General features: G+C 53.9%; 24 protein-coding genes, 6 tRNA genes and 1 riboswitch. Of the genes, 27 read left to right on the forward strand and 3 right to left on the reverse strand.

The features are described 5' to 3' along the window. Positions 1–21: 21 nt before the first annotated feature. The 13 genes from AC4ED1_RS00005 (at position 22) to AC4ED1_RS00065 (ending at position 9259) form a co-directional block, all read left to right on the forward strand. Positions 22–95 (forward strand) — tRNA-Gly (locus AC4ED1_RS00005). A gap of 53 nt (positions 96–148) precedes the next feature. Beyond that, positions 149–237: transfer RNA gene (locus AC4ED1_RS00010), tRNA-Ser, on the forward strand. Between the two features lie 286 nt (positions 238–523). Continuing rightward, a complete protein-coding gene (locus tag AC4ED1_RS00015; protein ID WP_490935357.1) occupies positions 524–1105 on the forward strand; it encodes an anthranilate synthase component II in 582 nt (193 codons plus the stop codon). Further along, complete coding sequence (locus AC4ED1_RS00020) at positions 1102–2559, forward strand: anthranilate synthase component I family protein (protein WP_490935358.1); 1458 nt, start codon at positions 1102–1104, stop codon at positions 2557–2559. Before AC4ED1_RS00015 ends, AC4ED1_RS00020 begins: the two co-directional genes overlap by 4 nt. A gap of 229 nt (positions 2560–2788) precedes the next feature. Then, a complete protein-coding gene (locus tag AC4ED1_RS00025; RefSeq protein ID WP_490935359.1) occupies positions 2789–4213 on the forward strand; it encodes an LCP family protein in 1425 nt (474 codons plus the stop codon). A gap of 64 nt (positions 4214–4277) precedes the next feature. Continuing rightward, complete coding sequence (locus tag AC4ED1_RS00030) at positions 4278–5645, forward strand: MurT ligase domain-containing protein (protein WP_490935360.1); 1368 nt, start codon at positions 4278–4280, stop codon at positions 5643–5645. Next, positions 5626–6375, forward strand: coding sequence for a type 1 glutamine amidotransferase (locus AC4ED1_RS00035; protein ID WP_490935361.1), 750 nt, complete (start codon positions 5626–5628; stop codon positions 6373–6375). Before AC4ED1_RS00030 ends, AC4ED1_RS00035 begins: the two co-directional genes overlap by 20 nt. 143 nt (positions 6376–6518) lie before the next feature. Then, positions 6519–6610, forward strand: a tRNA-Ser gene (locus AC4ED1_RS00040). A 4-nt stretch (positions 6611–6614) separates the two neighbouring features. Next, a tRNA-Met gene (locus tag AC4ED1_RS00045) sits at positions 6615–6691 on the forward strand. Positions 6692–6728: 37 nt separating this feature from the next. Next, positions 6729–6804, forward strand: a tRNA-Thr gene (locus tag AC4ED1_RS00050). 8 nt (positions 6805–6812) lie between these two features. After that, positions 6813–6906: transfer RNA gene (locus AC4ED1_RS00055), tRNA-Ser, on the forward strand. 116 nt (positions 6907–7022) lie between these two features. Further along, complete coding sequence (gene corA / locus AC4ED1_RS00060) at positions 7023–7970, forward strand: magnesium/cobalt transporter CorA (RefSeq protein WP_490935362.1); 948 nt, start codon at positions 7023–7025, stop codon at positions 7968–7970. A 14-nt stretch (positions 7971–7984) separates the two neighbouring features. Beyond that, positions 7985–9259, forward strand: a complete 1275-nt coding sequence (locus AC4ED1_RS00065; protein ID WP_490935363.1) for a BaiN/RdsA family NAD(P)/FAD-dependent oxidoreductase — start codon at positions 7985–7987, stop codon at positions 9257–9259. A 58-nt stretch (positions 9260–9317) separates the two neighbouring features. On the opposite strand, the gene AC4ED1_RS00070 is transcribed toward AC4ED1_RS00065, so the two are convergent. Continuing rightward, positions 9318–9608, reverse strand: coding sequence for a DUF1292 domain-containing protein (locus AC4ED1_RS00070; protein ID WP_490935364.1), 291 nt, complete (start codon positions 9606–9608; stop codon positions 9318–9320). Positions 9609–9716: 108 nt separating this feature from the next. Further along, positions 9717–10100 (reverse strand): YlbF family regulator, encoded by a 384-nt coding sequence (locus AC4ED1_RS00075; protein ID WP_490935365.1) that lies wholly within the window; start codon positions 10098–10100, stop codon positions 9717–9719. 197 nt (positions 10101–10297) lie between these two features. Here AC4ED1_RS00075 and AC4ED1_RS00080 point away from each other — a divergent pair, with 197 nt between their 5' ends. From AC4ED1_RS00080 to AC4ED1_RS00115, 8 genes are all read left to right on the forward strand, one after another. After that, entirely contained in the window at positions 10298–10420 is a 123-nt protein-coding gene (locus AC4ED1_RS00080) for a hypothetical protein (protein WP_490935366.1), read from the forward strand. Between the two features lie 57 nt (positions 10421–10477). After that, positions 10478–10924 (forward strand): hypothetical protein, encoded by a 447-nt coding sequence (locus AC4ED1_RS00085; RefSeq protein ID WP_490935367.1) that lies wholly within the window; start codon positions 10478–10480, stop codon positions 10922–10924. A 126-nt stretch (positions 10925–11050) separates the two neighbouring features. Beyond that, positions 11051–11524 carry a cysteine hydrolase family protein gene (locus AC4ED1_RS00090; protein WP_490935368.1) on the forward strand — a complete coding sequence of 158 codons (474 nt, stop codon included), beginning with the start codon at positions 11051–11053 and terminating at the stop codon, positions 11522–11524. Positions 11525–11612: 88 nt separating this feature from the next. Then, positions 11613–11789: a hypothetical protein gene (locus tag AC4ED1_RS00095; protein WP_490935369.1), complete on the forward strand. Its 177-nt coding sequence runs from the start codon at positions 11613–11615 to the stop codon at positions 11787–11789. 82 nt (positions 11790–11871) lie between these two features. Further along, a complete protein-coding gene (gene clpP, locus AC4ED1_RS00100; protein WP_490935370.1) occupies positions 11872–12453 on the forward strand; it encodes an ATP-dependent Clp endopeptidase proteolytic subunit ClpP in 582 nt (193 codons plus the stop codon). Between the two features lie 21 nt (positions 12454–12474). Next, positions 12475–13551: a class I SAM-dependent methyltransferase gene (locus tag AC4ED1_RS00105; RefSeq protein WP_490935765.1), complete on the forward strand. Its 1077-nt coding sequence runs from the start codon at positions 12475–12477 to the stop codon at positions 13549–13551. A 279-nt stretch (positions 13552–13830) separates the two neighbouring features. Next, on the forward strand, positions 13831–14862 hold the full coding sequence (locus AC4ED1_RS00110; protein ID WP_490935371.1) for an ArsJ-associated glyceraldehyde-3-phosphate dehydrogenase: 1032 nt from the start codon (positions 13831–13833) through the stop codon (positions 14860–14862). Between the two features lie 189 nt (positions 14863–15051). Beyond that, positions 15052–15183: riboswitch (cyclic di-AMP (ydaO/yuaA leader) on the forward strand. Next, entirely contained in the window at positions 15184–15885 is a 702-nt protein-coding gene (locus AC4ED1_RS00115) for a C40 family peptidase (protein ID WP_490935372.1), read from the forward strand. A 62-nt stretch (positions 15886–15947) separates the two neighbouring features. Here the strand turns inward: AC4ED1_RS00115 and AC4ED1_RS00120 are convergent, their stop codons facing one another. Then, entirely contained in the window at positions 15948–17882 is a 1935-nt protein-coding gene (locus AC4ED1_RS00120) for a S8 family peptidase (protein WP_490935373.1), read from the reverse strand. Between the two features lie 169 nt (positions 17883–18051). Here AC4ED1_RS00120 and AC4ED1_RS00125 point away from each other — a divergent pair, with 169 nt between their 5' ends. From AC4ED1_RS00125 to AC4ED1_RS00150, 6 genes are all read left to right on the forward strand, one after another. Next, entirely contained in the window at positions 18052–19662 is a 1611-nt protein-coding gene (locus AC4ED1_RS00125; RefSeq protein ID WP_490935374.1) for a DUF2254 family protein, read from the forward strand. Positions 19663–19821: 159 nt separating this feature from the next. Continuing rightward, the gene (locus tag AC4ED1_RS00130; protein WP_490935375.1) at positions 19822–20373 is read left to right on the forward strand and encodes a TetR/AcrR family transcriptional regulator; all 552 of its coding nucleotides are present in this window, start codon (positions 19822–19824) and stop codon (positions 20371–20373) included. A gap of 57 nt (positions 20374–20430) precedes the next feature. Then, positions 20431–21384 carry an NAD-dependent epimerase/dehydratase family protein gene (locus AC4ED1_RS00135; protein ID WP_490935376.1) on the forward strand — a complete coding sequence of 318 codons (954 nt, stop codon included), beginning with the start codon at positions 20431–20433 and terminating at the stop codon, positions 21382–21384. A 195-nt stretch (positions 21385–21579) separates the two neighbouring features. Beyond that, the gene (gene pdhA, locus AC4ED1_RS00140; RefSeq protein ID WP_490935377.1) at positions 21580–22668 is read left to right on the forward strand and encodes a pyruvate dehydrogenase (acetyl-transferring) E1 component subunit alpha; all 1089 of its coding nucleotides are present in this window, start codon (positions 21580–21582) and stop codon (positions 22666–22668) included. 4 nt (positions 22669–22672) lie between these two features. Beyond that, entirely contained in the window at positions 22673–23653 is a 981-nt protein-coding gene (locus AC4ED1_RS00145; RefSeq protein WP_490935378.1) for an alpha-ketoacid dehydrogenase subunit beta, read from the forward strand. A gap of 23 nt (positions 23654–23676) precedes the next feature. Continuing rightward, positions 23677–24975, forward strand: a complete 1299-nt coding sequence (locus tag AC4ED1_RS00150; protein WP_490935379.1) for a dihydrolipoamide acetyltransferase family protein — start codon at positions 23677–23679, stop codon at positions 24973–24975. The last annotated feature ends 16 nt before the right edge of the window (positions 24976–24991 follow it).

Here is a 24991-nt window from a genome sequence, read left to right on the forward strand (position 1 = left end):
CGGGGAAAAATGGCGACATCCGCGGGTGTAGTTCAATGGTAGAACTCCGGCTTCCCAAGCCGGCAGCGTGGGTTCGATTCCCATCACCCGCTCCATTTGAATTTCAAAATATTTGAAACCGGAAATATTTATACTTGCAAAAGCAAGTGGAGGGATACCGAAGCGGTCATAACGGGGCGGTCTTGAAAACCGTTAGGGCGCAAGCCCACGGGGGTTCGAATCCCTCTCCCTCCGCCAGTTGCGATGGGTTCCGCTAAAGTTCCGGGGCCTGAATTTGCTTGTTCCGTTTTTGCGATGTGTACGACGCGTACGATTGACAAATCAAGGGTTCGTTGTTACCATATTTGAAACGGGAATCTGTCTGAACAGTTTGAGTGGAGCATGAGCGAATCAGCCGAGCAGGGGCAAGTGGAGTGGAGCCGAGAAAAGCAGGATCTTGATATGTATTTCAAGACCAGCTTCTTTTGAGGCTGGTCTTTTGTTATTTTTCAAACCGGAGCCGAGAAGAGAGGAGACGAGAAAGATGATTGCGGTTGTGGACAATTACGACTCGTTCACTTACAACCTGGTGCAGTACTTGCGGGAATTCGGGCGGGAAGTCCGCGTGTTTCGAAACGACAAGGTAACTGTCAAACGATTGGCGGAGTTGCCTCTGACCCATCTTTTGGTGTCGCCGGGTCCGTGCACGCCGAACGAAGCGGGAATTTCCATGGAAGCGATCCGTTTTTTTGCCGGACGGGTGCCCGTATTGGGGGTATGCCTGGGGCACCAGTCAATCGGTCAAGTGTTCGGAGGCCGTATCGTGAAAGCGAAGCGGATGATGCATGGCAAGACGTCTTTAATTCATCATACCGGAGAAGGGGTTTTCAAAAATTTGCCAAATCCTTTTGAAGCGACCCGCTACCATTCGCTGGTGATCGAACCGGAAAGTTTACCCGCTTGTCTGGAAGTGGTCGCGCGGTCTGATGACGGGGAGATTATGGGGGTTCGCCATAAAGAATATGCCGTGACGGGCGTGCAGTTTCACCCGGAAAGCGTTTTGACGCAAGGCGGCAAGCAACTGATCCAAAACTTTTTGGAGCAACGCGAGAGGGTACTGGTATGAAGAAAACAACTTGCAAAATTCGGGTTCGTTCTCGCGAGCGGGTTTACCCGAGAACGGTGGAAGCGTTTCATGTGTTTCGCAAGCTGCATGCGGAGTATGGTCCGACGTGCGCGTTTTTGCTCGATTCGGTAACGGATTTGAAAAGCCGCTATTGCTCCTCCGTGATCGGCTTGTTTCCGCTGGCCGCTTGCAGGTTTAAGGGACGCAGTCTCGCTCTGGAAGGGCATCCCGCCCTGGTGTCCGTGATAACGGAAAACTTGCGGGAACAGGGGTACACCCCGCCGCGGTTTGGCGACTCGCTGCCGCCGGTGTTGGATGCGATAAGAGACAGTTTCGAACTGGGCCAAAAAGACCAATCGAAACCTTATTCGTTCGGATTCATCGGATTTTTTGCCTATGACGCCATCCGGTATTTCGAGGAGATTCCCAACACCACTTTGGACGACCGTAACCTGGATGATGTATTGCTGCAAATCCACCAGGTGATTCTACACTTTGAACCGGATCGGATCCGGGTTGTGATCAATGAGGTGGCGGGAGTCGAGACGCCCGATTTTTCGGTGCTTGAAACTTTTCTTTCGACCGATGCGCCCCCGGAGTTAAAAGGATTTGACCCGGCACTGCTGGTCGTGGAAGAAGACGTGCAAAAAGACGAGTACATCGCAAGGGTAAAAAGGGCGCAGGAGTATATCCGCGAGGGCGATATTTTTCAGGTTGTGCTGTCCAAGCGGGACCGGGTGATCGGCGAAATCGATCCCCTGCTGGTCTACCAGCGGTTAAAGGAAGTCAATCCGTCCCCGTACATGTTCTTTGTCGACTACGGCAGTTATCGCCTTTTTGGCGCCAGCCCGGAAATGCAAATCCGGCTTGAAAACGGAATCGCCCAAATGCGCCCGATTGCCGGAACGACAAAAGGCAAAGGCCGAACCGAGAGCGAGAACCGGATTTTGATCGAAAACCTTTTATCCGACGAGAAGGAAAGGGCGGAGCATTTGATGCTTGTCGACCTGTGTCGGAATGATTTGGGCCGGGTTTGCGAGCCTGGGACGGTCCGCGTAAAAGATTTTATGGCTGTCGAAGAATATTCCCATGTGTTCCATATCGTATCCACTATTGAAGGGAAAGTGGAAGCGCATGTTTCTCCGTTTGACGTGTTTCTGTCCACGTTTCCGGCGGGGACTTTGTCGGGTGCCCCAAAGGTGCGTGCGATGGAAATCATCGATGAACTGGAGACTTTCACCCGCGGCCCGTATGGCGGGGTGATCGGGTTTATCGATTTTCTCGGCAACATGAACACTGCGATTGTCATTCGGACGATCATCAATCAGGATGGGGTGTCGTATCTGCAAGCGGGAGCGGGAATTGTGGCGGATTCGATCCCCGAACACGAGTGGAACGAATGCGATCACAAACTGCGTGCTTTGCGGACAACCTTATTTGCTTGCAACGATTGACGGAAGCCCGGCTCCTGCCTGCTGGCGGGAGCGGATCGAATGCCCATACATGAAACGAGGGAAGCTATGGCGAAGGGGACGTTTTTTCTGAAGCCGCCAGCTTCCCTTTACGTTTCACATTCCGGCATAGAAAAATGGCATCCTCTCAATGGCGAAAAGTATGGTATAATGATGCTTGATTTTGCGCCAATCCAGCACTTATTTTCGGAAGGGTAAGGATGGTTTATACATGGAAATGCCCCGTATGGCAAAAAGACGCAGGAAAGCTTTTTATAAACGCAAAGGTGTCTTGTATCCCGCGCTTATCTTCGCCCTGATGATCTTTGCGGGAGCCGGATATTACGCTTATTCGTTTTATGATTTTTTGCAAAACGCCTCCAAACCTGATAAGTCTGCAGCAACGGCCGAGGAATGGACGGGAACGGAACGCGTCAACATCGCTCTGATCGGAGTGGACGCGCGACCGGGAGAAGGCGCGTCCCGCAGCGATACGATGATGGTATTGAGCATTGATCCGCAAACGAAAAAAGCTTCCTTATTTTCGGTATTGAGAGATACGTATTACAAGATCCCGGGATACGGGTTTCGCAAAATCAATGAAGCGCACGCGCTTGGCGGTCCCCGTTTGGTGAAGGAAACATTGTCGAAGTTTCTGCAGATTCCGATTCATTACTATGTAAAGACCGATTTTCAGGGATTTGCGGATATTGTGGACGTACTGGGCGGCATAGACATGTACGTCGAGAAAGATATGGTTCACTATGATGACGGAATTTACAATATCAACCTCAAAAAGGGGCAACAGCATCTCGATGGCAAACACGCTTTGATGTATGTCCGCTATCGGGGCGACGCGGGGTCTGACTATTCCAGGACGGAGAGACAACGCAAGTTTTTGACGACATTGGCGTCCGAACTGAAATCAACCAGTTCGTTCCTGAAACTGCCGGAAATCTTGAAATCCGTGCAAGGAGATATCCAGACCGACATGTCCTTTAGCGACATGCTGAAACTTGGCAGGTTGGCGTACAATCTCGACATAAACAACCTGGATTCGACCCAGTTGCCGCCGCTGCACGATTCCACCGGCACCAAACTGGCGCTGCTGGAAGCCACCCGGGACGGCGCGTCTGTCGTCATTCCCGATGTGTACGAGACGCGGTTGCTGGTTCATAAGATCCTGAATACAGGAAAGTTGATCGCAAGAACCACGGATGATCAGGAGCCTATGGTGCAGCAGGTTGCGGCTCCGAAACCCGATACGACGGTCGCCCCGCTGCCGTCCAAAGCGGCGGACGGGAAAGATCCGGCGGTAGGCAAGGACGGTGTCGGGGACGCGAAGACAGGTGACAAAACAAAACCCGGCGGGGCCAACACCAACACTTCAGGTACGGGTGGCACCAATACCCAAAATCCCAATTCTTCTGGCGGAGGTGGGAGCGGTTCGGGAACCTCCGCAGGGGAAAGCCCGGCCGGGGGAACCCGACCGGGGAGCTCCGGCGGCAACGGAACGGGCGGGACACCCGGCACCGGCACAGGGGGGACGGGTACGGGAAGTCCCGGCACGGGAGGTACGGGTACAGGAGGGTCCGGCGGCAACGGAACGACGCCGCCTCCGCCCTCAGGAAACATCGCACCCCGGGCGACTTCATAGCATGATACAGATTGGTGGGACAAGCTTTAAACGTGGAGTCCATTCGAGCTAGGAGGATCCTTGTTTGCGGACGTGGAGAGTATGGATTGCAATTGCGGCGGCTAACATGACAAAGCGTCTCCTGTCGATCATGCGGCGTAAAGGCACAACCCTGCCCGGATCCGTCGCTCTCCGGCTGTATCCGGATCTGCTGCATTATTACGGTCAAAAACTCAAAGGCCGGATCGTTTTTGTGACGGGAACGAACGGCAAGACAACAACCAGCAATCTGCTGACGCAGTTCCTGCGAAAAGACGGCAGAGACGTAATTTCCAATTCGCTCGGTGCCAATCTGATACAGGGGATTGCGGCCGCCCTTGTCGAGGGGGTATCCTGGGCACGGAAAGGGAAGCAATTCGCCGTGCTGGAAGTTGACGAAGCGACGATCGGCAAAGTGATCGAACCGCTGCAGCCTGCTGTCGTGGTGGTGACGAATTTTTTCAGGGACCAGATGGATCGATACGGCGAAGTGGATACGGTAGTCGGCATGGTCGGAAACGCTTTGGAAAAAGCGGCGCCCGGCACCACCATTGTGCTGAACGCCGATGACCCGCTGGTTTCTTCCATCGCTCCCGCCGGGAAAAATACGCTTTATTACGGCATTCAATCCACCGATATTCCAATGGACGAACAAGGAGAAGTGCGGGACGGGAAAATTTGCCGCCGCTGTGGCTCGACGCTTTGCTACAGTTTGTATCACTACGGCCAACTCGGTTTTTACAGATGCCCCGGGTGCGGGTTTGAGCGGCAGATGCCGGATCAGGCGGCGAAGCATGTCCGCTTGCATGACGGCGGGATTTTGTTTGAGCTTGACGGAGATACCGGCTATTTGCATTCGCCGGCTTTTTACAATGTATATAATGCGTTGGCGGCAATCTCCGCGGCCAAAGTGATGGGAGTCAAGCCCGAGGTGATCCGGCAGGAAATGAAAAATCTCAACACCGGGCTTGGCCGCATGGAACGGATTGTGGTCAATGAACATCAGGAGACGATGCTTGCCCTTGTGAAAAATCCGACGGGGTGCAACCAGGTTTTGAAAGTGGTCAGTCAACTGGAGAAACCGGTGGACATGGTGTTTATCCTCAATGACCGGTATGCCGACGGAACCGACGTATCCTGGATTTGGGACGTTCATCTGGAACGGCTTCAGGCACAAAAAGGCTTGCGCCGTATCGTGGCGGCCGGCACGCGGGCTCACGATATCGCCGTCCGTTTCAAATACGCCGGTTTGGGTTCGATCACGTCGATCCATGAAGGGGACTTGGCGGCGGTGGATGCGGCGCTTCACGACCTGCCCGCCGGTCATACGCTGTTTATTTTGTCGACGTATACCTCCTTGTATGCCGTGCGGGACCATTTGTTGGAGAAAGGACGTGTCGCGGTTGAAACTTAAGATCGGCCATTTGTATCCGGATTTGCTTGAAGTGTACAGTGATCGCGGCAATGTGACAGTCCTGCAAAAACGGGCGGAATGGCGCGGGATTGACGTTCGGGTTGACCGCATTACCATCGGCGACAATCCGGACTTGTCCGACTACGATTTGCTGTTCTCGGGGGGCGGGGAAGATCGTGAACAGCTGCTTGTGGCTGAAGACCTGCTCAGGAAACGGGACGCGCTTTTAAAGGCAGTGGATGCGGGCACCGTTATTTTGACCATCTGTGGCAGCTATCAGTTGATGGGTCATTATTTCGAGACTGTCGGCGGCAACCGAATCCAGGGAGTCGGTTTGCTTGATTTGTACACGGTCGGCGGCCAGAAACGGCTTGTCGGGAACGCCGTCGGGAAAATGAAGATCCGCGGTTCCGAGGTCACACTGGTCGGGTATGAAAATCATTCCGGACGGACCTATCTCGGCGCCGGGATGAATCCGCTGGCTGAGGTGATCAGCGGGTTTGGCAATAACGGAGAAGACGGCCGGGAAGGCGTCGCGTACAAAACGGTGTTCGGAACCTATTTGCATGGCCCGTTACTATCAAAAAATCCCATATTTGCCGATTATCTGCTTGAACTGGCGCTTTGCCGCAAAACGGACAACCCGGATCTCAAACAACTGGACGACAGTTGGGAATTGCAAGCGCACGAATATGCGGTGCAGCAATTTGCTCAGGGCGTGCGCAGGTGATTCGCCGTAACGGGGCCCGATTGGAATTTTTGTTTCAATATCGGGCAGATTGCTCATTGAAAATTCCGCAGGAGCATGCTAGCATATCATTTGTCGCCGCGGGAGTGGGGCTTTCGCCGGGACGCGAGGGGAACACGTGTTTTGGAGAGATGTCCGAGTTGGTCGAAGGAGCACGATTGGAAATCGTGTAGGCGTTAACAGCGCCTCGTGGGTTCGAATCCCACTCTCTCCGCCAGCTTGGCTCGGTAGCTCAGTCGGTGAGAGCGGCGGATTCATAACCCGTAGGTCGGGGGTTCGATTCCCTCCCGAGCCACCAAAGTTCAGTCCATCAAGGTGAAGAAGCCCAGGAATTTGCCACCTTAGCACAGTCGGGAGTGCGCATCACTCGTAATGATGAGGTCGCCGGTTCGATCCCGGCAGGTGGCTCCATACCGGATGGAGTGATGGCCGAGCAGGTCGAAGGCGCTCGCCTGCTAAGCGAGTATACGGGGATAACCCGTATCGAGGGTTCGAATCCCTCTCACTCCGCCAACAGAGGAAGCCGCCTTCCACGAGAAGGCGGCTTCGACTTGCAATGCGAGGGTGGGAATTGGCCGTTACATCGTATGGTATAATAGGGAAAAACACGGCAGGGATTGGAGAAGCTCATGATTCGCACGATGCTGGTTCTGGACGACGGGGAGATTTTGTTTGACCGGTCGCTTGAGGACATTTCCGACAAACGGGCAAAATGGTTCTGGGCCGATTTTTCGGAGCCGTCTGCGGAAGAGATCGAGCGGTTGTCAAGCCGCTTCGCGTTTCATCACCTGGCGATCGAAGATTGCCTCCATTTGCTGCAGCGGCCGAAGATCGACGATTATGGGGAATACCGGTTTTTTGTGCTGCATGCTCTGGCGGACTCCAAAGTCAAAACGGAAGAAGTCAATTTGTTTGTGGCCAAGAATTATATTGTTTCGTTTCACATGAAGCAAAATCGAACGATGGACGAAGTATGGGAGCGCGTTCGACAGAATCCGCATTTGACGGAAAAAGGCGTAGAGTACATCTTGTATTTGATTGTCGATGGTCTGGTCGACCAGTATTTTCCCGTTCTGCACAAAATCGATGACGAGCTTGAACGACTTGAAACCGAGTACTTTTTGCGCCCCAGCCAGCGAATGATCAACCGGGTGTTTAAAATCCGGAAAGACCTGCTGACGTTGCGCAGGTCGTTGGACCCCTTCCGGGATGTGGTGCGGGAGATCCTGCACCCCCAAGACGAAAAGTGGAAGACGCAGCAACGGTTTTTCTTTGCGGATGTATACGATCATTTGAAAAAGCTGGTCGAGATGACCGATGTCTACCGGCAAATCGGATCCGATTTGATCGAGAGTTACGTGTCCCTGAATTCCCAGCGCATGAATCGGGTAATGGTGACGTTGACGGTGATTACCACCATTTTTATGCCGCTGACGTTTATTGCCGGAATTTACGGCATGAATTTTGACAATATGCCGGAGTTGCACTGGAAATACGGATACTTTTTGATCCTGGCATTGATGGGCAGCATCGCCGGCGCCATGATCGTGTGGTTCAAGCGCAAAGGCTGGTTTTGAACGGAGTGATCGTTATGCAACCATATGACGTTATCGTAATCGGTGGCGGGCCTTCCGGACTGATGGCGTCGGTCGCGGCCGGCCTGCATGGGGCTAGTGTGCTGCTTGTCGACAAAGGGGACAAGCTGGGCCGCAAATTGGCGATTTCGGGTGGCGGAAGATGCAACGTGACCAACAACAAAGAGATCGACGAGATTATCAAAAACATCCCGGGCAACGGGCGTTTTCTGTACAGTGCGTTTTCCGTTTTCAATAACCGTGACATTATCCGCTTTTTTGAGGAGTTGGGCGTCCGGTTGAAGGAAGAGGACCGGGGGAGAATGTTCCCGGTGTCAAACAAAGCAAAAGATGTGGTTGACGCTTTGATCCGAAAGGTCAGGGAGACGGGGACGGACATCCGCGTGCATGCCCCCGTTGATCGTGTGCTTTACGAACAGGGTCGTGTGGTCGGCGTTCGTTTGCGATCGGGTGAAAAAATTAACGCTTCTAATGTGATTGTCGCGACAGGTGGCAAGTCGGTGCCGCATACCGGTTCTACCGGCGACGGATACGTATGGGCTCGGGAAGCCGGGCACAGCATCACGGAGTTGTTCCCGACGGAGGTGCCCATCACGTTAAACGAGGATTTTATCAGACGGCGGTTCCTGCAAGGGTTGTCCCTGCGCAACATTCATTTGGCGGTGTACAATGAAAAGGGCAAGAAGCTGATCGAACATGAAGGGGATATGATTTTCACCCATTTTGGCATTTCGGGGCCGGTAGCCTTGCGCTGCAGCCAGTTTGTCGTCAAGGCGCTCAAGCGATCACCGGGTCGGGATGTGCTGCTGACGATCGATCTGTTTCCGGATCAATCGCAGGCGGCCGTCTTTGCCGAAACGTATGGGATGGCCCGCAGCCAACCGAGAAAAACGGTCAAAAACGTGTTGAAGGGATACGTTCCGGAGCGGATGATCCCGCTGCTGCTGCAAAAAGCGGAACTGCAGGACGATATCACGTTTGCCAATCTGCCAAAGGCCAAATGGGAAAAAATCGCGGAACTGTTGAAACGGTTTCCGCTTCACGCAAACGGAACCCTGCCGCTGGAAGAGGCTTTTGTCACGGGCGGCGGCGTGAATTTGAAAGAGATCGATTCGAAAACCATGCAATCGAAGTTGATGCCGGGTTTGTTTTTCTGCGGCGAAATTCTGGATGTCCACGGCTATACGGGAGGGTACAACATCACGGCGGCATTTTGCACGGGCTATGCGGCGGGAAAAAGCGCCGCGGAACGGGCGCTCAGCCTCACATAAAAAGCCACGTTCAAGCAAAAAAAGCCACATTCATTCGAACGTGACTTTTTTTGCGCAATTATTCCGCCGCCAGGTTTTCGTAAGCTTTCACCACCCGGTCCCACTCGGCGTCATCTTCGATGTCGATCAGATATTCTTCGCCGTTTTCATCGGATTCCACTCGGAGGATAACCGCTTCGCCCTCTTCCTGGTCGTGGGGAACCAGGATGGCGTAATTGTTCCCTTCCAGTTCCATAACGTCGACGATCACAAACTCGTGATCGTTTCCTTCATCGTCAGTGAGAATGATAACACCGTGTTCGTGATCATGGTCGCAACCGGGACCATGCACGTGATCGTGACCGGCCATTGACAACCCTCATCTCTTTTGGAATCGAAACCCGTGATTCATCATAACACGGTAAAACTTCCCCCGTCAAATCGACTAAGGAACGCACCGTTCCGGAAAAAACTATTTTCAGCCGCCGGCAGACGGTTTTGAAACGGACAACCCGTTGACCTTGCCGGAGATGCAATCCGCCAGATAGGTGCTGACGGATTTCAGCAATTCATCGACTTTGGCGCAGGATTGTTTGAACGCGGCCACTTCCGGAAATTCGTCCAGCCGAGCGAGGGTCTCGGAGATGGAGTCTTCAAGCCCTTTCAGATGCGGGCCCGGGCTGTGGGATTGCAGTTTTTCATATTCGCTTTGCATGTCGCGCAGCTTGTTTAACAACGGAGTGATTTCCGGGTGAGACTCCATTGCCTCTTTCGTTTTTTTGTACTCTTCCACTTCCGGGGAGCCGGCTATCAAACAGCCCAACTCGTAAGCTTTCCCCCAGAGTTCGTTCGAGTCCGTCATACAGATTCCTCCTTGAAAATCGGCGTCCTGACAAAGTGTAAAGCGGGGCATACCCGCCTTCCAGTATAAAGAAAAGCCCGTGCGAAGTCACGGACTTTTTGGCTTTGACAAAGAATGACAAAGAATGTTCACTTGACTCAATATTGAATTATTTTTATTCTATATGGGAATAGAAAGAATGGAAGGAGGCGGCGAGCATGTGGGGTCTCTTGGCGTTTGTGGCGGGCAGTTTCTTGTTGCTGTTCATGTGTTCGAATATCACGACGGAGAAGTTCAACGCGGCAATCAAAAAGCAGCATGAGCAGTGGGACGAGATCTAATTGAACCGCAGGGCATTCCCCTGCTCTTTTTCTAATTGTCATCGCGAGGTGGAACGGATGAAACCTGTATTTACGTTTCCCAAAGCGGACCACTACGCTTTTTTCTTCGAAGAAGCCCATTTGTTGGTGGTCAGTTGGGAGCGGGATGACAAAAAGGAGCTCTACCGGATTTCCGGGCAACTTGGGGAATCGCTGCAGTTGGATTACCCGGGGCAACTGTATACCGAACAGGTGATGGATTTGATTTCGAGGATTTTTTTCATCACCGTTCAGGAAGAGTCCCGGGAAAAGAAATATACGCTCGGCGCTTATTTCACCAAAAACGGTCAAGGCTACGCGGTGTACTACGAGCGGGAGGCAAACGACCGTTCCGAACTGGTTTTCTTTCGCGTGATTGAAGAAGATGAAGGTTTCGGGCTTGAAGTCGTCGAGAACGAAGCGGAGCACGCAGCCATTGTGGAGGAAATCGAGGATCGATACGGCAGTTTTTTGCGGATCCATTAGCGGCTCCAGTTGCTCCATCTTACATAATTCAATCTTGGACAGTGGGATTTCGGACAGTTGAAACAAGTTGATTTCTTGTGTTACCATAAGGTAGCAAATTTGTGTACGGAAAGGTGCGACAAATCAATGAAAAAGGCATTGATCCTGACTGATGTGCAAAAAGACTTCTTGGGCAATCTGGGCAATCTGGATTATATTGTCCGTCTTTGCCAGCAATATTTGGACCAGAACGCGAACGAGTACGATCTGGTCATTCTTACCACCTGGAAGCATGAAGACAATGAAGGCAAGGATACATTGCTGTTGTCCCATCCGAAAGCAAAGCGCGTGGAAAAGAGAACTTACAGCGCGTTAAACGACGAAGTGAAACGCCTTTTGCAAGAACATCGAATCGAACTGGTACATTTGGGCGGCATGGATTCGGAGATGGGGGTTCTTGCCACGATGTACAGCCTGCTTGACAATGGATACAAAGTCCAGATTTTGGAACCGTTGTTGGCGTCTTACCATGCACGCAACTGGGAAGCGACCACGATTGCCAAGCACGTTCTCGGGGAAGAAAACGTCCTTCGCGTCGGCGGCGACCGCGTTTGGGTGTAACTCCCAGGGAAAGTACGATTTGACGGGTGTGATCCGCTTCTGCCAGGGCCAAAATAGAGATACGATTTTGGCGCTTGGGGGGTCGCGCATGTCTTGGGTATATTGGGCAGGTCTGTATGACAGCAAATTCGAAGCCTACTGCGCCGTGATGTGGGTGGAGGGCGACAAGCGAATTTACGGCAGCCATCCGCCGCGGGAAGTGGAATTGTATCGAACGCGCAAAGGAAAATACGGGGTTCGGTTTCGGGCCGAAAGGGCGCATTGAGGAAAAGCCGACGAAACGAATGGGAGTAAAATGAGCCACCGCAAGGTGGCTTTGCTTGTAACAGAGAAGGAGGTTACATTAAATGAATCTGGTGCCGATTGTAGTCGAGCAAACAAGCCGGGGTGAGCGTTCTTACGATATTTATTCGCGCCTGTTGAAGGATCGGATTGTGTTTCTCGGCAGCGAGATTGACGATATGGTCGCGAATTCCGTGATCGCGCAATTGCTTTTTCTTGCCGCGGAAGATTCGGAAAAGGACATCAATCTTTATATCAACAGTCCGGGCGGTTCCATTACGGCCGGCATGGCGATTTACGACACCATGCAATTCATCAAACCGGACGTCTCGACGATTTGCGTCGGAATGGCGGCTTCGATGGGGGCATTCCTGTTGACGGCGGGCGCCAAAGGCAAACGGTTTGCCCTGCCGAACTCGGAGGTGATGATCCACCAACCGCTGGGCGGAGCACGCGGTCAGGCAGCGGACATCAAGATTGCCGCCGACCGGATTTTGCGCATGCGGGATCGCCTCAACAAAATTATTTCGGAACGAACCGGGCAACCGCTGGAAAAAGTCGAACGGGACACCGACCGCGATTATTTCATGACGGCGGAAGAAGCAAAAGAATACGGGCTGATCGACAAGGTCATCGAAAAAATCTGATTTGCATGGCAAAGTGTGAAAATGTGCAAACTGGAAACAATCCTACGCCACCGCATCCGTGAGGAGGCTGTTTCGTTTCGGGATTTTATGGAATTGGCCCTGTATTATCCCGGGCTCGGATATTATGAGAGGGAGCGGACCCCTTTTGGAACGTCGGGCGATTTCTACACTGCGCCCGGAGTCCATCCCGTGTTTGGGGAGACCCTTGCCCGCGATTTGTTGCAAAAATGGCGTCAGCTTGGAAGCCCTTCCCCGTTTGTGGTTGTCGAATTTGGAGCGGGCGAAGGAACGCTCGCGAAGGAGATTCTGAACGGCATCCGGTTTATGGCGCCGGATCTGGGTTTTGCAATCGATTACCGGATCGTTGAGAAGTCGGACCGTTTGCGGCAGGTTCAGCGGCAGACGCTGGAGGGGCACAAGGTCAAGTGGCTGCCTTCTCTTGGCGAACTGGGTCCTTTTTCCGGGGTCATCATTTCGAATGAGCTGATTGACGCCTTCCCGGTTCATCTGATCGTACAAGGCGAGAAAGGAACGCGGGAGGTGTACGTGACGGAAACGGACGGACGATTGGCGGAGAAGATGGGACCCGTATCCGATCCGCGGATTTTTGGGTATTTGCGGGAATACGTGCCGCCGTTACAGGCGGGACAGCGGATCGAAGTCAATCTGAGCGCCTTGGATTGGCTTCGCGAGGCAGTGGGTTATTTGCAAACCGGATTTATCATCACCGTCGACTATGGGGACGAAGCGGAAATTTTGTGCGAAGGAAGAATGCACGGAACGCTGCGGGCATACCGCCGGCACCGAATCTGTCAGGACGTGTTGCAGGATCCGGGCGAACAAGACCTGACGGCTGACGTGAATTTTACCGCACTCATGAAATACGGGGAGAGTCTGGGGTTGCAGACCGCTTTTTACGGAACCCAGTCCAACTATTTGATTCGGGCGGGGATCTTTGAAAGCTTGGCACCCGAAACGGGAAAGGATCCGTTTCATGACGAGGGGTACAAGCGCAATTTGGCGATCAAGCATCTGATCATGCCCGGCGGCATGGGAGAACGCTTTAAAGTTCTCGTGCAACGCAAAATCGCTCCATGAGGTGGCTGTCTCATGCTCAAAAAATTGGCGACCGGTTTGATCATTGGCGGATTCTTGTTTCTGGCCCTGGGGATTTGGTATATGACAACACAGCGGTAGGAAACGGCGGGATTCGACCCGCTGTTTTTTGCTGTTACAGGCAGGTGTTGAATTTTGACACCAAACCGGAAAATGTGTCATACTTTTTACTAGAAATCAGGAAATAGTATGGTGTAATATCTTTGGTAGGTGTAAAATAGGATTGTATCTTTTTCGAGTGCTGGGAGGTTTTGTCGACATATGGCGATTAAACTGGGTATTAACGGATTCGGAAGAATTGGCCGGATGGTTTTCCGGGCGGCGATGCTCGATCCCGATTTTGAGATCGTGGCGGTAAACGCGACCACCGATCCCGCCTCTCTGGCCCATCTCCTCAAATATGATTCGGTTCACGGCCGGTGGGACGTCACGATTCAAGCGGAAGCAAACGCACTGGTCGTCAACGGCCGGAAAGTGCACATTTTGTCGGACCGGGATCCAAACAACCTGAAGTGGGGCGAGTACGGTGTCGATGTGCTGATCGAATCGACCGGAAAATTCCGTTCGCGGGAAACTGCCGGCATCCATTTGAAAAACGGCGCAAAGAAAGTGATTATCACGGCGCCCGGCAAAGATGAAGACGTTACGATCGTAATGGGGGTCAACGAAGAAATTTACGACCCGGACAAACATTTTATAATTTCCAATGCGTCTTGCACAACCAACTGTCTGGCTCCGGTTGTGAAAGTGCTGCACGAGGAGTTCGGCATTGAACAAGGCCTGATGACGACCGTTCATTCTTATACCAACGACCAGAAGAATCTCGACAATCCGCACAAGGATTTGCGCAGGGCACGCGCTTGCGCGACATCGATCATCCCGACTTCCACGGGGGCGGCCAAGGCGGTGGCGTTGGTGTTGCCGGAATTGAAGGGCAAACTGAACGGACTCGCCCTGCGGGTGCCTACTCCCAACGTATCGGTTGTCGATTTGGTCGCCACATTGAAAAAGGAAGTTACCGCCGAAGAAGTGAATGCCGCTCTGAAAAAGGCGGCGGAAGGCCCGCTCAAAGGGATTTTGGAGTACACGGAAGAGCCTTTGGTATCCGTCGACTTCGTGGGCAACTCGGCCTCCTCGATCGTGGACGGTCTGTCGACGATGGTGGTCGGCGACCGCACGGTAAAAGTGCTGGCCTGGTATGACAACGAATGGGGCTATTCCTGCCGCGTTGTCGATCTTGCCCGGCTTGTCGGGAGCAAACTGTATGAAAAGGAAGCTGTGATGACGAAATAGATCCGCTTGGAACAAAGCGGGACAAGGGGACAGGGCTGCGGCGCTGTCCTTTTTTGGGGGCAGGGGGTGGACTAGCGCCTGCGGGAGTCCTGGTTTCAGAAACGGGTGCAAAAGGATGGCAAAAGCCAAAGGATGGCAAAAGCCTATTGAAATTCGACATATTTCATGGTATTTTCTAGTAGTGTGATAGAATCATAAATGCCGAATCTGACGCCTTGTCAGTACGGGGGACCTGATCTTTTGGGGTGAATCACAGTTTTTGTGTAGGGTGCCTCTACCCAAACCCGGCAACTAACCTCGGAGGCAGTAGGAGGAATGGAAGTGCATAAGTTTGTTAAGGCCTTTGTGTTTGCGGGAGCCGTTTTTCTCGCATCTGTCAGCGTGTCCGTCGCGGAAGCCGCTGCAAAGTACGGTGACGCGGTTTTGGAAAAAGGCTCGCAAGGGGCTGCAGTCGCCGCTTTGCAGCAAGACTTGCGGATTTTGGGATATTTCACATATCCTTCAAACACCGGTTATTACGGTGAAGTGACTGAAGGGGCTGTGAAAGCATTCCAAAGAGACCACAACATCGAGGAAACCGGCAAGGTCGGTGTGACCACCGCTCCCGTGATTGCGGAAGCAGCGGCGAAGAAAGCGGAAGAACTCAAGAATTCGAAAGACGCGAACGCCAAGACATCGGACGTCGTCGAGATCGCCAAAAAACTTGTCGGCGTGCCCTACGCCTGGGGAGGAAGCAGCCCTTCCGGTTTTGACTGTTCCGGTTTTGTGCGGTATGTAATGGAACAGCAAGGCGTTGAATTGCCGCGCACTTCCCATGAAATGTATCAACAAGGCGCTGCCGTGTCCGATTTGCAGCCGGGCGATCTGGTTTTTTTCGCCACCTATGACAACGGGGCATCCCATGTGGGAATCTACATCGGCGACAACCAATTCATTTCGTCAACCAGTTCCCACGGGGTCAAAATCGACAGCTTGAGCAGCTCGTACTGGGGTCCCCGCTACATCGGCGCGAAGCGTTTGTAAAGTGCTTTTTGTTTGTCCCCGTACCACTTACGCGCGATACGGGGCTGTTTGTTTTGACTTTTTTAGAATCCGAACAGCCACCTAAACGGCCACCACCAAGGCCGGTGATTTGCTTGTCTGGACCGTTGCCCGCCGGGGAACATGTCCCGCGGGTTGGCTTGCGCCTGCCGGATCGCTTCCGCCACGTTAATCAAGCCTGTCCCGTAGTAAAGGTCCGGCCCTTTTGGCCCGACGTCCGTCGCGGTCCGCTGGATGATGTCTTTTACTTGCGACGCGCGAAGGTCCGGATTGGCCGCCCGGATCAAACCGGCCAACCCTGCGACATGGGGGGATGCCATCGAAGTGCCCGACATGGCGGCGTAACGATGGCCGGGAAACGTGCTGGCAACCGATACGCCCGGCGCTGCCACTCCGGCATGCGTCCCGTAGTTGGAAAATGTCGCCCGTTTGTTTTCTTTGTCAACCGCCGTCACCGCCAGCACTTCCGGATAAGCGGCCGGATAACTCGGGCGGTCCGTATCGTCGTTCCCCATGGCCGCCACCACAAGCACGTCTTTTGCTGCCGCATACTGCACCGCCTGCCGCAGGTAGTTGGAATCCTCATACTCTCCCAGGGACAAGTTGATGACTTTCGCTCCGTGATCGACCGCCCAGCGAATCCCGTCCGCAATGTCGAACACGGAACCGGTGCCTTCCGCGTCCAACGCCTTGATCGGCATCACCTTCGAATTCCAGTTCATGCCCGCCACTCCTTCCACATTGTTGGTACGGGCCACTATCACGCCTGCCACGTGCGTGCCATGTCCGTTGTCGTCCTGCGGACGGTCGCTGTCTTCGATCATGTTGTGCCCCTGCACCAGTTGACCCGCAAACTCGGGATGGTCCAGGTCCACTCCCGTATCGACCACGGCGATGACGGTAGCGGGGCTGCCGGTTGTGGTCTTCCACGCGTCTTCGATTTTGATCTGCGGGAAATTCCATTGATACCGCTGGTAGAGGACATCGTTTGGCAGTTCGTTCTGCCGGAACAGCCGGTGCGGTTCCACCATTTTTACGCCCATTTTTTGAAAATAGGCGACCAGCTGATCCGAAGTCATCGATCGCGAGCGAAACACAAACGCCGGCATATGGTTTCGTTTGACGACGGTGCCGTCAATTTCGGAAGTGATTTTTGCCAATGAAGCGGCATCCGGTTCAGAGTGAAACTGGACCACGACTTCATTCGGTTTGTGTCGAGCCTGTTTGCCGTCGGAAAGCGGTTTTGTCTCGGTCGACGCGGTATGCCATTTGGTGCCGTCCACTCCTTGCACCGCACCCGGCTTGCCGTTTTGTACAGCCGGTTTTTCCGGGTGCAACAGAACCTGGCTGCCGTTTTGGCTATTGAGGTGGGTGTGCGTCCCCATTTCGCCGTCAACCCGATCGGCAATCTGCCGCAAATAGCCCATCTCCACCTCCGCCGCCAGAACTCCGCCCGACTGCGGCTTCTCCAGCAACGGAAGCGCGATCGACATCAGCAATTGACGTTTTCGCACAGGCTCCTCATACAGGTCTGTGACGTAAAATTGTCCCGTTTTGCGGACGCCGTCGATGCTCTCTTGCACGGCTTGCGGTTTTACGGCGGTTCCCTGGGCAACTGTGGAGCCGCTGCCCGTGTGCAATACGATCGATCGAAACTGCGGGTGTGCTGCAATCGTTTGTTTCAACAATTTGCTTTGCAAGGCGGGATCGATTGTGTGATCCAGGTGGTTGGCCAGGTGCTGCAAAGCAAACCGGCAGTCTCTCACGCACAAAGCGGTGGTGACCGCCATATCCTGCGCGGCGATGTCCGCCCGGCTTTGCGAACCGGTGAATCGGGCGCGGGCATCGGCGGGCGATCCCGGGATGTTGGCGATCCGGGGCGGATTTTGCAAAGGCAGGTGGAACGGCCGGGACCCCAGCACTGCCGTCATCGCCAACAAGACGGCCAGGGTGGCCCCACCCCATACAAATCGTTTCATGGCAACCTCCCAAAACGTTTTGCTGAAGGACCTGGAAGCCGCCGGACAAGCGCTCGGCACTCCGGCGTTTTTTAGTTTGTCACTTTCTGTCGAAAAAAACGCTCAAATTTTTTAGAGCGGCCCGGAACATACTATAAAACAAGCGTGAACAGGAAAGGACGGGGACAAAATGGCATCGCATCTCGTGGGTTCCTGGCTGCTGATCGGGGCGATCTTGCTGCTCACTCCGCCTATATTCGACGGGGATGCCGAAACGGCCCGCAATTATTTGAATACGATCGCCCAAATCCTTGCCACCATTTTCACCCTGTCAATCTCGATCGTGATGGTCGCGATTCAGATGACCGCGAGCAAATACAGTCACCGGATTCTCGATTTTTACGTGAGGTTTCCCTATAACATATCCCTTTTTTCGTTTTACCTGCTGACGATTTTCCATGCGATTTATATGCTTTCCAAAATGCGCGAATTGGAAAACGGATTGATCCTGAAACAAATGGACAAATGGATCAGCGCCGATCTGGTGCTGCTGATCGTCGGTTTTTTGTGGCTGCTGATCTACATGTACGCCGTCATGAAATTGATGAAACCGGAGACCATTATCAGCAAGATTGAGAAAGAGTATCTGGCTGCTTATAACCGGGGGGCCTACCGGGAAGCGCTGGACCGGATCGAGCAAATCGCGGATATCGGCAAGCGTTCCGTCAATGACATGGATACGATGACGGCGATTCGCTGCGTCAAAAACATTGCGGATCTGCTGCACAACACGCGGCTGCCGACCGCCGAACAGGAAAAGGTGCTGTGGTATCACAAACGGATTGTCGAGCAACTGCAGGGATTGGCGAGCATCTCGTTCAGCCAGAGGGAAACGGCCGTATCCGGGGCGATTTTGAATGAAATGCTGGAAATGGGGATGAAGTACGTCGAAAGCGGCTCGTTAAAGGCGGCCGGAGTCATTGTGGAGGGATATTCGCTGATTGTGATCAACAGTCTGGCCGGGCAGCAGCAACTGAACATGATCGCGACGGTGGTCCGGCATATTTACGAAATCAGTTGCGCGGTGGTCAAAACAAGTTCCGACAAGGAAGCGGTGCACGAATTTGTAATCGGTTCCTTCCGGTATTTGCAGGAAATCGGAAGGTTGGTCGCAAAAAGCGAGCTGCACGGCCATTCCTTTGTCGCCCAGCACATCGTGTCCAACGCCTTTGGACGCCTGTTGGCGACCATTATCGAAAAGGACGGGCCGTTGTTCCCGCACCCGCTGATCTACGAGTTGTTCCACGAATATGTGAAACTGACAAAGTTGTTGTTTTTGTACGGGGACAACAAAGATGTGCTGGCGATTTCGACATGGATGCGGGAAGAAATGCTGCCGCAGCAAGAAGATCCGGTTCGCGTGCGGCCTTATCTTTTTTTGTTTATGCTGCTGGCGTCAACCGCCCTGTATCTGCAGCGAAAATCGATCGTAACCATTCTGATCCGGGCGGTCGGCAAATATTTTGAGCCGGATCGGGAACTGCTGCGCCACATGATCGAGCACCGTTTGGAAATCCGCCATCTGTACGATTACCAAGAACCGGAACGGTATCTGCGGGAAGTGTATCTGCTCTGGGAAGGTTATTACGAATATGCGCGGCAATACCCGAACGGCCCCCGGCAGGCGCTGAGCGTTTCCCCGAAACTGCTGGAAAACCGGTCGGACTGGGTCGATCTGTTCGACGGGCTGGCACCGGAACAGTTTTTGGGTGAACCGGCCCGCAGGCTGCCGGTCAATTGACGGCACGCTTGGCCAGGAGCGCGTTTCCCTTGCGGCTTCCCGATTGCAGCCGGGCGACCGCAACCGGTCAAGCATTGACCGACATCGGGGCTTGAATTAAAATAAAATCAATTGAACGATGGTCAATAAAAACAAAGGACAAATCCAAAGGAGGGTCGTATGTCTCCCCGAAAAGCAACAGGCAGCGAACTGTCCCGGGAAGAAATTTTACGGGCTGCCAGAGAACTGTTCGTATCCAGCGGATACCATTCTGTTTCCATGCGCGAAATTGCAAAAAAACTTGGCTGCAGCCATGGTGCGATTTATTATCATTTTAAAGATAAGGCGGAATTGTTTGCGGCCCTTGTGGCGCAAGACTTTCGCCTGCTGGATCAAAAATTGGAGCGAATCGTGGCCGCTTCTTGCGAATTGCGGAAGATTTTACTGGGATTTATTGAATTTGGGCTCACCCATCCCCATCATTACGAAGTGATGTTTCTGACAGGCAAAGAGTTTCTCCATCAATCCTCAGCCGCTATGGAGAGTTACGGGAAATTTGCTTATTATGTCGCGAAAACGCAAACGCAGCCGCTCTCTCCCAAAACGGTCTGGTCTTTGTTTCTCGCTTTGCACGGCTTTGTTTCGCATTACCTTCGCTCCGGCCAGAGCTTTGCGGATGTCGAGGAATTGGCCGATTCGTATGTTTCCATTTTAATCAAAGGCATTTCTTGATTTTTTTGCATATTTATTGACCGATGGTTAATAGAGTGCGCTTAGGGAGGCGTTAACATGGAAAAAGTGTTGGTTGTCGGTGCAAGCGGTGGCATGGGAGTTTCCTTGACCAACGAATTGACCGGCAGGGGAATCGAGGTTGTCGCTTTTGCTCGCAACAAGAGAAAAATGGAGGACTTGTATTCCGGGAACCGCCTTGTTACCGTTGTTTCCGGCGACGGATTGGTTTTGGAAGAACTGCTGAAAGCGGCTGAAGGAGTCGACGCCATTTTTCATTCCGCCAATGTGCCGTATCCGGAGTGGACGGAAAAACTTCCGCTTTTGATGGACAATGTGCTGAAAGCGGCCGGGTTCTCCCTGGCAAAAGCGGTTGTGATCGACAACATTTATGCCTATGGCAAAAATCCGGGGCACAAAGTTGCGGAATCGTATCCCAAACAGCCCCATACGAAAAAAGGGAGGATTCGCCTAGAGCTGGAGCAAAAGGTAAAAAAAGCGCAGGAAGATGGCATTCCCTGCCTGATCGCTCATTTTCCCGATTTTTACGGTCCCCATGCGGGAAACACGCTGCTGCATGCCCTACTCGCTCCCGTCTCCAGAAACAAAAGGGGAATCTTTGTGGGAAGTCTCGATATTCCCCGCGAATACATCTATCTGCCGGATGCGGCGAAGGCTCTTGTTCAACTGTCGCTTTGCCCTGGCGCATACGGACAAAACTGGAACATTCCCGGACCGGGTGTGATTGCGGGAAACGAAATTTTGCGGATTGCGGAAACAGTGACGCAACGGCAGCCGAAAGTGATGCCGGTGGGGAGAATCGCGCTTTTTTTCGCCGGTTTGTTCGATCCGCTCGTCAGGGAATGGAGGGAGATGCACTATTTGACCGAAGATCCCGTTCTGCTTGACGGGTCCAAATATGAAGCGGAAATCGGCCCGCTGCCGAAAACTCCTTATCAGAAAGGGATTGAGGAGACGATTCGTTTTTTGCGGAAAAATGGGCCTACTGCATGATTGTGAGCTTGCATGGAAACCGGTAACCCGCCGGGCGGAAAAAATGGCGGAGGGCACCCGCCATAAACCATTCTTCCATGAAAAATTGTATGCCGCGGAATAATTGGCTACATGTACGGCAAGCTAGTGTTAGCATTTGCCATCGTGAATCCGCAAATATTCAATTTTCAATATTGAAATTCGAGGTGACAGTCAATGGGCGCCGGATGGATTGAAATGCCCGATGCGGAAAAGTTTGCTCCGCTTCAGCTTATCGCGCCGGACGGAAATGTCAAGAACGAGAAACTGCTCCCGGACCTCACGGACGAGCAGTTGCGGGAACTGATGCGCCGCATGGTGTTCACCCGCGTGTGGGACCAGCGGGCAATCAGCTTGAACCGGCAGGGGCGCTTGGGTTTCTACGCCCCTGTCGCCGGGCAGGAAGCGACGATGATTGGCAGCCAGTTCGCGCTGCAAAAAGACGATTTCATTCTCCCGAGCTACCGGGACATTCCCCAAATGGTGTGGCATGGACTGCCGTTGTACCAAGCGTTTTTGTATTCCCGCGGCCATCTGCACGGTGGGCAAATCCCGGAAGGCGTCCATGTCCTGATGCCGCAGATCATTATCGGCGCCCAGGTCGTCCAGACGACAGGCGTTGCCATGGGCTTCAAACTGCGGGACAAAAAGAACGTGGCGATCACTTATATCGGCGACGGCGGAACGTCGCAGGGCGATTTCTACGAGGGGATCAACTTTGCGGGCGCTTATGGCGTGCCTGCGATTTTCGTCATCCAGAACAACCGCTACGCGATTTCGGTTCCGATCGAAAAGCAGACCAAAGCGCGGACCCTTGCCCACAAAGGGGTAGCGGCCGGCATCGCCAGCATTCAAGTCGATGGCATGGACGTGCTTGCCGTTTACAAAGCCGTTTCCGATGCGGCTGAGCGTGCCCGCAACGGGGAGGGACCGACGCTGATCGAGGCGCTCACTTACCGCTACGGTCCGCATACGATGGCCGGCGACGATCCGACCCGTTACCGCACGGCGGAAGAAGGAAACGAATGGGAACAGAAAGATCCACTGATCCGCTTTCGCAAATATTTGGAAGGAAAAGGAATCTGGCGAAAAGAAGACGAAGAGGCGGTCATCGAAGAAACGAAGAACGCCGTTGCGGATGCCATCAAACAGGCGGACGAATATCCGAAAATGAAAGTCACCGATCTGATTGACACCGTATTTGAAACGACGCCGTCTCACATGGAAGAGCAGAAACGAGAATTTGCGGCCAAGGAGGGGAACTGATCCAATGGCACAAATGACGATGGTCCAGGCGATTACCGACGCGTTGCGGGTGGAGCTCCGGCGCGATCCGGACGTGCTGGTGTTCGGGGAAGACGTCGGGAAAAACGGCGGCGTGTTCCGGGCAACCGATGGTTTGCAGAAGGAATTCGGCGAACATCGCGTATTTGACACTCCGCTTGCCGAATCGGGGATCGGGGGCTTGGCGATCGGCTTGGCGCTGCAGGGGTTTCGGCCGGTTGCCGAAATCCAGTTTTTCGGATTCGTGTTTGAAGTATTCGACGGGATTGCGGCGCAAGCGGCCCGCATGCGCTACCGCTCGGGCGGCCGCTATTCCAGCCCGATCGTGTTCCGCTCCCCCTTTGGTGGCGGCGTGAAAACGCCGGAACTGCACGCGGACAGCCTGGAAGGGCTAATGCTGCAGACGCCGGGCGTGAAAGTGATTATCCCGTCCAATCCGTATGACGCGAAAGGACTCTTGATCTCGGCAATCCGCGACAACGATCCGGTGATCTTCCTGGAACACATGAAACTGTACCGGTCGTTCCGCGGCGAAGTGCCGGAGGGGGAATACACGATCCCGATCGGAAAAGCGAACGTGGTGCAAGCGGGAACCGATGTTACGGTTATCACCTACGGCGCGATGGTGCACACGGCGCTGAAAGCGGCGGCGGAAGCGGAACAGGCACGCGGCGCGAAGGTGGAAGTGATCGACTTGCGCACCGTTTGGCCGCTCGATATCGATACGATTCTGGCTTCGGTTCAAAAAACGAAACGCGCGATTGTCGTTCAGGAGGCGCCCCGGAATTCGGGGGCGGCCGCGGAAATCATGGCTCAGATCATGGAAAGAGGCGTGTTGTATCTGGAGGCTCCCGTCCTGCGCGTCACATCGCCCGAAACGCCGTACCCGTTCGCGCAAATCGAGGACGAATGGCTGCCCGACCCGGCACGCGTCCTGAAGGCGATCCATCAGGTTCTCGATTTCTAAGCGGAGGGGGGGAAATGTGAATCATGAGCGTGTTTGAGTTTAAGCTGCCGGATATCGGCGAAGGAATCCATGAGGGTGAAATCGTAAAATGGCTTATCAAGCCGGGGGACGCGGTCGCGGAAGACCAGGCGATTCTGGAAGTGCAAAACGACAAAGCGGTCGTTGAAATTCCGAGCCCCGTGCAGGGAAAAGTGTTGGAAATCAAGGTGCCGGAAGGAACGGTGGCGACTGTCGGAACGACGCTGGTGACGATTGAGGTGGAAGGAGCCGTTTCGCCGCAGGCGGCTCCCGCGCAGGCGGTGCCCGGTGACGGGGCAAGGGAAGACCGGGCGGGTGACGGCAAGGCGGCGAACCGGAACGTGCTGGCGATGCCGAGCGTCCGCAAGTTTGCGCGCGAGCAGGGAGTGGACATCAACGCCGTGCAGGGCACGGGCCCGAACGGGCGGATTACGAAGGATGACATTTTGCGGGCGAAAGCCGAAGGCGCGCAAGGGACGGCACCCGCCGTACCGGCGGAAGCGCGGCCGGTGCAGGCGGAAGCGGTACAGACCGCAGCGGCGCAAACGGCACAACCGGTTGCCGATCAACCCGCCGGTCTCCCCAAAGGCCCGGCGACCGGACAGATGGAAGAGCGCGTGCCGTTGCGCGGTATCCGCAAGGTCATCGCCAATGCGATGGTCAAATCGATGTATACCGCCCCCCATGTTACAATAATGGATGAAGCGAATGCCGCGAAGCTGGTCGCTCTCCGCAACGAGTTGAAGCCTGCCGCCGACAAGAAAGGCGTCAAATTGACCTATCTGCCCTTTGTGGTAAAAGCGGTTGTCAGCGGGCTGCGCAAGTTCCCGGCATTGAACGCTTCGATCGACGACGAGAAGAGCGAAATCGTGTACAAGTACAATTATCACATCGGGATTGCAACCGACACGGACAACGGGCTGATCGTGCCGGTCGTGTTTGACGCGGACCGCAAGAGCATGTGGACGATTGCCGACGAGATACGCGATCTGGCGGCCCGCGGCCGGGAAGGAAAACTGGCCCCGGACGAACTGAAAGGCAGCACGTTCTCCATCACCAATATCGGTTCCGCCGGCGGCATGTTCTTTACACCGGTGATCAATTATCCGGAAGCGGCGATTCTTGGCACCGGGCGAATCACGGAAAAACCGGTCGTCATCAACGGCGAAATCCAGGCGGCGCCGGTCATGGCCTTGTCTCTGAGCTTTGATCACCGCCTGATCGACGGGGCGACCGCCCAACATTTTCTGAATCACATCAAACAATTGCTGGAAGATCCGCAGATGTTGCTGATGGAGATCTGATGGATGCCATGGAGGT

The sequence above is a fragment of the Effusibacillus sp. SKA8 genome, assembly GCF_058273125.1.